Genomic DNA, 8,240 nt, shown 5'->3' with positions numbered 1-8,240 from the left:
TTCCCGCCACCCCGGAAGTTGTGCCGGACCTGGAGATGCCCCCTCCCGCACCATAAAGACTACCGGCCCCGGGGCCGCCAATGCCGGCAACAGTGTTGGGTGAAACATCCGTGGCATCACCTCCCGCAGGAAAACCCGACCCGCCCGGAGCACCAGGGACATAGCTGGAAAGATTGGCCCCGGAACCCCCGCCGTTCCCGCCAGACAGCGACAACAGGGAGCCAGCTGTACCGACCCATGTATTTCCCCCACTGGTCGCCAATACCGCGCCATTGCCACCCACCCCGGCCGCGCCGATCACCACAGGGATGACCTGCCCCGGCGTCACGGTGACAGGAAAGCGGATAACCGGCTGCCCGGCACCGCCCCCGCCGCCACCGGAAGACGTCGCACTCGTGCCTCCCGGGCAGGCGCCACCACCGCCACCACCGGCAGACCCACTGAGCCAGATCTTCGTCACGCCCTCCGGCACGGTGAAGCTGCCATTGGCGGTAAAGCGCTGAATGCCCAGCCCCGCGCTCTTGCGGCTGATGCTGCGGATCGCGCTCAGCAGCTGCGTCAGGTTCGCCTCGCTGGGTGTCAGGTCAGCCGCCGTGATCACGGCCAGCAGTTCCTGGGTCACCCCATTGCCCCAGTCCGCCGGAATCAGCGATCCCGGGGTGCCGGTCAGCGGGTTCTCATCGACGAACCTGCCGTTGACCAACCCGGCGCTGGGCACACTCTTCGGATAATCCATCGGTCTATCCCCTAGTCATAATTGATGTGCACCCGCGTATGGGCCGGTGCGCTGCGGTGGATCTGGCATTCCAGGGCGGAGCCCGGGTTCATGCCGAAACGTTCGCCCCAGTAACTCGCGCCAAAGCGCCGGCCCAGGAGCAGTCGTCCACCGGTGTTGAGCGTCCACATGAATTGCGCCTGCCAGGTGCCGAAATGCGCGTCACCAAACCGTGCGCGGCCCATGCGCGGGGCTTCGTGCTCGGTGATGGTGGCGTTCGGATACCCCTGGCTACGGGCGATCTCGATGTAGTAGGCGAGCGCCTGGCTGCCGACGGCCAGCAGCCGCCGGCGCACGGCCAGGCGGCGGTCATCGAACAGCGGGGTCGCACCCAGGCAGGGATCGGGCAGGTTCATCACCCGTTCCCAGTCCGGTACCAGCTCACTGGCGCCCGCCGGGTCCATTTCGTTGAGCAGGTCGGCGGCGCGGGCGTCGAGGCGGGCCAGTTCCTGGGAGACGCCTTCGAGCACCTCCTCGAGTTCCGGCACCCGCTCCGGGTCCCAGGCCGGGCCGCTGGGCAGCAGGCTGCGCAGCTGGCTCTGGTACTGCGCGGCGGTTCTTACTCCAGCCATACGCAACCTCCGAACGTCAGCAACTGGTTACTGGCGGCGGGGACATCCGCGGCCGGCGCGCTGAGCCGGTGATCGTTCTCGCCGGCGGCACTGCTGATGGCCTCGCGGATATGGCTGATCAACAAGGTGTCGCCCAGGCCGGCCTCGCGGTTGTGCAGATCGCGCAACTGCGCCTCGACCGCCGCGCGTACCGCGCTGGTGTCCGGCGACAGCCGCAGGCTGTAGGTCACCGGCAATTGCTGCGGCGCCAGCACATGCAACTCGGCCGTCACCGGGCGCAGCGGTTCGATGTAGGCCTTTACCTCCGCCAGTTGCTCGGCATTCGGGATCGGTTGCGCATCGTCGTCGCGCATCACGAACAGGCCCACGGTGCCCGGCCCCAGGTAGCTGCCACGGCACCAGGCGCGGGTAATCCCCGGACACTCCAGCGCCCAGGTTTCATAGTCCTGGGCCGAGCCGCCGTGGGGGATGATGCGGTAGGAGCGGATCACCCGCGCGCGCAGCGATTCCAGGCTTTCCGCGGCGACGCCGCCGCTCAGGCCGGGGGCGAGCACGGTGAAGCTGTTGCCGATGCCCTGGATCGGTTGCACCGGGATCAGGTCCAGGCCGGCCTCGGCATTGCCCAGGGTGCCGGCGTCGAGGGCCTGGACGGTGGTGCTGTTGTTGCCAGCGCTGGTGGTGCGGGCGGCGGTGACTTTGTAGGTGCGGCCGTCACTGGCCTGCAGCAGGGTATCGACGTCCAGTACGGCGCCCGCCGCGGCGCTGAAGCTCACCGAACCGCTGGCCGCCTGGGCGGCCTTGCGTGGCTGGTTGAGGCGCAGCGCGGCGATGCGTTCCAGGGTCGACTCGTCGGCCTTGTCCGGCAGGATCTGATCGGCGATCCAGTCCAGGTAGCCGTAGAGGCCATAGGCGGCGCCACCGAGGGCGCGGGCCAGCACTTGCGCATCGGACTGGCGCAGCGCATCGCTGGCCAGGTCGCTTTGGGTGCGCTTGATCAGCACCGGCAGCGAAGGGGTATCAAAGGGCATAGGTCACCTGCCAACTGTTATCGGGGTTGATGTCCAGGCGTTCACCGTTGGCCAGGACCAGCGTCGTGCGCAGGTTCAGGCGCTGGTCGTCGAGACGTTCGCTGATGATCTCGACCGCGCTGCAATGGCCATCGTCGATCAGCCATTGCAGGGCTTCGCGGGCATAAAACTCGGCGTCGAGCTGGGTCTGGCGGGTGAGCTTGACCCGCCGCAGCAGCCACAACCGCGAGCCGATGCGGTCGTCGGCCACGGTGGGGAAACTGTCGCCCCACCAGCCGAAGCGCTCCTCGTCATCCAGCGGGTCGTCGTCCGCCGCGCGACGCCAGCTGAACAGGCTGATCAGCACGGCACGGGTCAGTGCGCGGTGCAGGTCTTGGCTGATAAACATCATTGGCCTCCCGCCGGTGCGCCGGTCTGCCCGCTACCCGACTGCACGCCGCCATGCACGTGCTGGATCTGGCTGATGCCGCCAGCGACCTGATCGCCCTGGGAGACGATCTTGCCGGTCTGGGTCAGGGTCGGGGTGTCGATGTGCACCGCGCTGCTGGCGCGGATATTGAGCGTGGCGGTCTCGATGTCGATGATCCGCCCGCGCTTGAAATGAATCTTGTCGCCCTCGTCGGTGTAGATCGCCACTTCGCCGGGGGCCAGGGCCTTGAGGCGAAAACGGCGGTCGGCGACCACCAGCACGATGGCATGGGAACGATCGCCGCCGAGAAAGGTGGCGATGCCTTCGGCGCCGGCCAGCGGGTTGCTGGTGAAGCCGTAGGGTTCGAAGTGCTCCATGTCGTCGTTCACTTCGCCGGCGGTCAGGCGCATTTGCAGCGATTGCAGTTTGTTGGCCGAGTTGGCGAGCACGACGGTGCCGCGCGCCAACAGGCGTGTCAGTAGGCTCATGGTTTTTTCCTTGACCTCTGTAGGAGCGAGCTTGCTCGCGATGGAGGCAGCACGGGGTGTCAGGCGGAGCGCTATCGCGAGCAAGCTCGCTCCCACACATGCATAAGGGGAACGACGTCAGGTTTTGGGGGGCACGGGGCTGGCGTCGAAGGTATGGGGCGGCGCCACCTGCAGGGTGGTGATCGAGCCCTGCTCGGAGAGCGAGTAGGTGACCTTGGAAATCAGCAGGTCCTGGTCGAAACCCAGCACCGGGTCGATCACCCGCACCAGGGTGTTGTGGCGCCACAGCTCGCCGTTGCTCTGGCGCCAGCCCTGCACCTTGTAGGTGCTGGTCAGGGCCTTGCCGGTACGGATGGCGCTTTCCCAGTCGGCCCGTTGCTGGGCCAGTTCCTGGGTCAGTTGCGCCGGCTCGTTGATCACCGTGACCCGCTTGCGCTTGGCCGTGCTGTCGCTGGCCACGCCCAACACTTCGCTGACCGCGGCGCCGCTTTTCTGGTCGTTGCCCTTGTGCTGGCCGATCACCCGGTACTCGGAAAACACCTGGCTGAAATCCATCGGCGCGCTGGCCGATAGGATGTTCTGGCCCAGCTCCAGCACATCCACCGCGCGCCCGCCGCTGCCCGGCCGGGCCAACAGCACCCGGCCTTCGGCGTCGTCGGTGGAGAACACCCGGAACAACGTTAGCAGGCGGTCGATGGACTGGAACACGGTTTCCCCGGGCACGATGCTGTGGCTGCTCAAGCGCGTGGTTTCGGCGATCTCGCTGACCACCCCGACGCCGTAGGACGCGGCCAGGGCCTGGACGATTTTCAACAGGCTCTGTTCGCGCCATTGGCCGGGCTGGTTGATCGCCGCGCAATCCACCAGGTCCTGGGTCAGGGAGCTGCCCTCGATGCTCAGGCCGATCTGCCGACCGTCATAGCTGATCGGCGCCTTGAACACATGGCCGCTGAGCAACAGGTCGGCGCCGATGCGCACCTGGCACTTGGCGCCGGGACGGATGCGCTGGTCCAGGGTCTGCCCCGGCCATTGCCAGGTCACGTCGAGCTTGAAGGTGCGAAACTGCCGCTCCAGGTCGGCGCTGATTGCGACGCTTTTCCAGCCGCCGTAATCCTGGCCGTCCACCGTCAACAGCACCCGGTTATCGAAGTTGCTCATGGCTCACTCTCCCGCCACTTTGACGTTGGTCGGCGGCAGGAAACCGGGATGGGCCACGCCGTTGCGCTGCTGCACTTCGGGCGCCCGGGTGGCGTCGCCGAACAGCCGGTAAGCGAGCACCACCGTCGGCAGGCTCTGCATCGGGTTCTTCACCACCAGCCGCACACCGGACGAAGCCACCGCGGTGAGATGGCCGTAGACCAACTGGCGCAAGCCGTTGAGCACCTCGTAGTGCACAGCATCGGCTTTTTCCGCCGCCTGCCAGATCGCTTCGTTGATCGCGTTGCGCAGCGCCAGCACCTCATCGGCCACCGGCACTTCCGCACGGGTCACCGGCTGGATCGCCTGCTTGGCCAGCGACGGCGTGCCGCTCAGCTTGACCGCCGGGGTCGCCACCGGCAGCGACGCCACGGCCTGGGCGATCCGCACCAGCACGGCGTCCTGCACCAGGTCCGCCATGGCTTGCGCCGCGGCGGTGGTGTCCTTGCCGGTGGTGAGTTTCGGCGTGTCGATCTTCTTCACCGCCTCGACCTGCTGCGAAACGTTGGCCAGCACGCCGCGATAACCGTTGCGCGCATAGTCCTTGAGGTCCTTGATGTCCCCCAGCAAGCCCTTGAACTCGGCGCTGACTTCCTTGGGCAAGTCCTTGATCGCCCGCACCAGCAGATTGAGATCGCGGTAGGTGTCGATCAGCGGCTTGAGCTCCTGCTCGATGGTCTGGTAGACCTCCTTGAGGCTGTTGCGCAGATCGGCGATGCCGATGCGCGCGGCCTTGACCAGGGTCATGGCCTCCTCGAAGCGGCGCACCGCCGAGCCGATAAGGCTGTCGGCCGACACCAGCAACAGCTGACGGGTGTTGACCGTGGCGCTGGGGAACTGCAACGGCTGGTCGGGGTAGAACTTCAGGGTGAAGGTCACCAGGCCGCCGTCCTGGCGGCTCTGGGTCATCTCGCATTCACCGACCTTGACCTGCAGGCGCCCCAGCCACGGATGCACCAGCTCGCCACTGCCCTGCTCCAGCGCCTGGAGCAGCTTGTCACGCTGCTCCAGGCAATCGGCGCCGACGATGAACGCCGTCAGGTCGTGGGTCCGCGCCTGCCGTCCCAGGCTCTCGTAGAACGGCAGGTCACGCTGCGGGTACTCGTGCAACTGGCCCTTGTGGCCGACCGGGGTTTTCGCCTGGTCGACCCAGAACCCGACGCCACGAAACGACGCCGGCAACAAACGATCACGCCAGCTCATTGGAACCTCCTAGCGAAAGTGAGCGATAGCCGACACGCGACGACAGCGCCACGCCGGGTTGGTTGATTTGCGGCGCGCTGGTACGCAGGCCCGCCGGGGCGTTTTCGAAGCTCACCGTCAACCCGCCCTGCAATTGCGTGCGGTTGTTGGCCGCGGTTTGTTGCAGCAGCAAGCTGGAGTTCTGTTGCAAAGCGCCTGGTGCGAGAGATGCGACCTTGGGCAATTTGCCTGGCAGCACACTCGCTGTCTGACCGGGCTCCTCACCACCACCGAAAAACACCGGGGCCAAGGCCCCCCTGTCCTGCTCATTGGTCTTGAGCTGGTGTTCGGTCAGGCTTTCCACTTTCCCGGTGATTTTGGTGATGAAGCCGCCAACGCTTCCGCCCAGCAACTCCTTGATCGGCTCGATGATCGCCTTGAGCTTCTGCCACCAGGTGGAGAACCACTCAGTGATTGGCTCCCAGCTCTTAATGATCTGAGGCAGCGGAGTCCATTCGAAGATCTTATAGAGCGCGGCATACATGATCATCGCCGAGGCCTTGATGCCATCCCAGACACCAGCGAAGAACTCAGTGATCGGTCCCCAGTTGGCAATGATCAGCGGGATGGGCGTCCACGCGAAAATACCCCGCAGAAACTCCGCAACGGGTACGGCCAAGGCCTGGAGCAAGCCCCAGATAGCCGAAAACAAACCCGTCAACGGTCCCCAGTTGGCAGCAATCAAAGCGATAGGTGTCCAGGAAAATAACTCCTGGAAAAACGCTACCAATGGCGCCGCGGCCGTTTTGATGGTTTGCCAAAGCCCCGCCAGGAATGCTGAGATCGGTGCCCAATTGGCTACGATCGCGCCCATGGGCGTAAGGCTGAAGGTGAACTTCAACACCTCGATGACGCCACCGGCCACCGTTTTTATCGCCGAGAAGATGTCCCCGAAAGCAGCACTGACCGGCCCCCAGTTGTTCGCAACCTGCCCCAGCGGGGTGAACGCGAACAGGGTCTTGAAGAAGTCCGCCATGGGTACAAGCACGGGGCGAATGCCCTGCCACAGCCTCCTGAAAAAACCAGAAAGCGGTGCCCAGTTTGCAACGATTAATCCCGCAGCCAAGGCTATCCCTGCAGCCACCAAGCCGACGGGAGAAGTCAATGCGGCCAGTACGACCGCCATCGCTGTTGCCGCCGAGGTCACGACGGTAAAAGCCACCGCAGCAGCGGCCAGTCCCTCTACCAGCGCCGGGTTGTTCGCTACGAACTGCCCGACAGTGGTCAACAGTGGCTGCAACTCGACTACGATTTTGTTGACCGCAGGCAGCAGGGCCTGCCCGACCTTCAGAGAAATGGCATCCAGCGATGCACTGAAATTGTTGAGGTTGGTAGTGGTGCTCCCTCGAACCACATCCGGCACCTCAAGCTTCTGAGCCTTGAGATTGGCCGCCACCAGTTCATCCTCGGCCTTTACCGCCGATTTGATGCCCTTCACGAATGGAGCGACCAACCCGGTGCCTTCCATCAGGCTGGCAAAGTTCAGCTTATCGAGACCATTGTCCGCCAGATCCTTTTTGAAACCGGCGATCTTGCCGCGAATGCCGGTGATTTCCTTGTCCAGCTTTTCGGCACCTTTGGCGACCACCACCATGTCGGTCGTGGCTTCGACAGCTGGCCCATTTTCAAGCTTCTGAGGTTTTGGAGTTTCCTCGGCTTTAGGAGCCTTCACCTGCTTTGCTTTACTCGTTTTTTTCGCCATCACTGCACCTGCTGCATCGCATTGATCCGTTGCGCGTGCTCCAGGGACTCCCGGAGCACATCCAGTGGCCTGGCCATCATCTGTTCGGGGTCAACCTTCCAGAACCAGGCCAGGTCATAGGCAACCGCGATCAGGTCGCTGATGGCTCCGATGCCGCACTCATGAAAAAACTCGCGACCGCCCAGCTCAGGGCGTTGAGGTCAGCCAGGTCCAGCTGGTTGACCGAGGACGGAGGAATGCCGGCACAGACCGCGATGTACTTGGCCGCGACGTCCATGTCGAGGCTGACTTCTTCGCTCTTGTCGATCTTGTACGGCAGCGCCTTGATCGCCCGCACTTCCTGCACCGTCGGGCGGCGCAGGGTCAGTTCGGTCAGCGGTTCGCCGTGGGCTTCGATGGCCACACGCAGCTTTACGCTATCGCTCATTGCCAGGTCCCCTTGATGCCTTCGAACTTCAGTTCGATGCTCGCGTCGTCACCCTTGGAAACCGGCTCTTCCACCAGGTAGGCGCCGGCCAGGACGTAGACCTTGCCGTTGCTGAATTCGCAGGTGACGGTCATGTCGGAACCGGCCACCAGCTGCTTGAGCGGGAAGTCCGGGGTGTGCAGCGCCGTGACCTTGAAGGACGGGGCAATGTCGGTTTCCTTGTAGAAACCCGGCACGATGGTTTCCCGTTTCACGGACATCAGCGGCGCTTCGCAGCCGCCGTTGATGGTCAGTTGAGCGCCGTCCACTTTGACGTAGCAGGTGCCCGCAATCAGTTGACCCATGGTGTTTCTCCCAAAAAATGAGCCCGCACCAGGCGGGCTGGAAAAGCGCAGTGAAA

The 8,240-nt window shown here is 64.5% G+C and carries 10 protein-coding genes; all 10 read right to left on the bottom strand.

The genetic code is table 11. The annotated features are described in order from the left end of the window. A partial coding sequence (locus DK261_RS13700; protein ID WP_110175990.1) for a hypothetical protein occupies positions 1-736 on the bottom strand: 736 nt, incomplete at its 3' end. 11 nt (positions 737-747) lie between these two features. Continuing rightward, the gene (locus DK261_RS13695) at positions 748-1,347 is read right to left on the bottom strand and encodes a YmfQ family protein (RefSeq protein WP_009042430.1); all 600 of its coding nucleotides are present in this window, start codon (positions 1,345-1,347) and stop codon (positions 748-750) included. Continuing rightward, entirely contained in the window at positions 1,335-2,375 is a 1,041-nt protein-coding gene (locus DK261_RS13690; protein ID WP_009047316.1) for a baseplate J/gp47 family protein, read from the bottom strand. The genes DK261_RS13695 and DK261_RS13690 overlap by 13 nt, the downstream gene beginning before the upstream one ends. Beyond that, entirely contained in the window at positions 2,365-2,763 is a 399-nt protein-coding gene (locus tag DK261_RS13685) for a phage GP46 family protein (protein WP_041985697.1), read from the bottom strand. The genes DK261_RS13690 and DK261_RS13685 overlap by 11 nt, the downstream gene beginning before the upstream one ends. Then, positions 2,763-3,272: a phage baseplate assembly protein V gene (locus tag DK261_RS13680; protein ID WP_009042427.1), complete on the bottom strand. Its 510-nt coding sequence runs from the start codon at positions 3,270-3,272 to the stop codon at positions 2,763-2,765. Before DK261_RS13680 ends, DK261_RS13685 begins: the two co-directional genes overlap by 1 nt. 117 nt (positions 3,273-3,389) lie before the next feature. Next, a complete protein-coding gene (locus tag DK261_RS13675) occupies positions 3,390-4,430 on the bottom strand; it encodes a phage baseplate assembly protein (RefSeq protein WP_110175862.1) in 1,041 nt (346 codons plus the stop codon). A 3-nt stretch (positions 4,431-4,433) separates the two neighbouring features. Next, positions 4,434-5,672 (bottom strand): DNA circularization protein, encoded by a 1,239-nt coding sequence (locus DK261_RS13670; protein WP_016702007.1) that lies wholly within the window; start codon positions 5,670-5,672, stop codon positions 4,434-4,436. Further along, positions 5,659-7,413, bottom strand: a complete 1,755-nt coding sequence (locus DK261_RS13665) for a phage tail protein (RefSeq protein WP_241194622.1) — start codon at positions 7,411-7,413, stop codon at positions 5,659-5,661. Before DK261_RS13665 ends, DK261_RS13670 begins: the two co-directional genes overlap by 14 nt. 130 nt (positions 7,414-7,543) lie before the next feature. After that, complete coding sequence (locus DK261_RS13660; protein ID WP_007923972.1) at positions 7,544-7,840, bottom strand: phage tail assembly protein; 297 nt, start codon at positions 7,838-7,840, stop codon at positions 7,544-7,546. Beyond that, entirely contained in the window at positions 7,837-8,184 is a 348-nt protein-coding gene (locus DK261_RS13655; protein ID WP_007923973.1) for a phage tail tube protein, read from the bottom strand. The genes DK261_RS13660 and DK261_RS13655 overlap by 4 nt, the downstream gene beginning before the upstream one ends. Positions 8,185-8,240 lie beyond the last annotated feature (56 nt).

Origin of the sequence: Pseudomonas sp. RW409, assembly GCF_003184125.1 — a bacterium.
Classification (GTDB): Bacteria; Pseudomonadota; Gammaproteobacteria; order Pseudomonadales; family Pseudomonadaceae; genus Aquipseudomonas; species Aquipseudomonas chlororaphis_I.
Note: the sequence above shows the minus strand (reverse complement) of the source record. Positions and strands in the feature narration are given on the sequence as shown.

Coding starts and splice junctions, on each gene's coding strand:
- DK261_RS13695 (WP_009042430.1), bottom strand. CDS start 1,347: ATGGCTGGAGTAAGAACCGCCGCGCAGTACCAGAGCCAGCTGCGCAGC.
- DK261_RS13690 (WP_009047316.1), bottom strand. CDS start 2,375: ATGCCCTTTGATACCCCTTCGCTGCCGGTGCTGATCAAGCGCACCCAA.
- DK261_RS13685 (WP_041985697.1), bottom strand. CDS start 2,763: ATGTTTATCAGCCAAGACCTGCACCGCGCACTGACCCGTGCCGTGCTG.
- DK261_RS13680 (WP_009042427.1), bottom strand. CDS start 3,272: ATGAGCCTACTGACACGCCTGTTGGCGCGCGGCACCGTCGTGCTCGCC.
- DK261_RS13675 (WP_110175862.1), bottom strand. CDS start 4,430: ATGAGCAACTTCGATAACCGGGTGCTGTTGACGGTGGACGGCCAGGAT.
- DK261_RS13670 (WP_016702007.1), bottom strand. CDS start 5,672: ATGAGCTGGCGTGATCGTTTGTTGCCGGCGTCGTTTCGTGGCGTCGGG.
- DK261_RS13665 (WP_241194622.1), bottom strand. CDS start 7,413: ATGGCGAAAAAAACGAGTAAAGCAAAGCAGGTGAAGGCTCCTAAAGCC.
- DK261_RS13660 (WP_007923972.1), bottom strand. CDS start 7,840: ATGAGCGATAGCGTAAAGCTGCGTGTGGCCATCGAAGCCCACGGCGAA.
- DK261_RS13655 (WP_007923973.1), bottom strand. CDS start 8,184: ATGGGTCAACTGATTGCGGGCACCTGCTACGTCAAAGTGGACGGCGCT.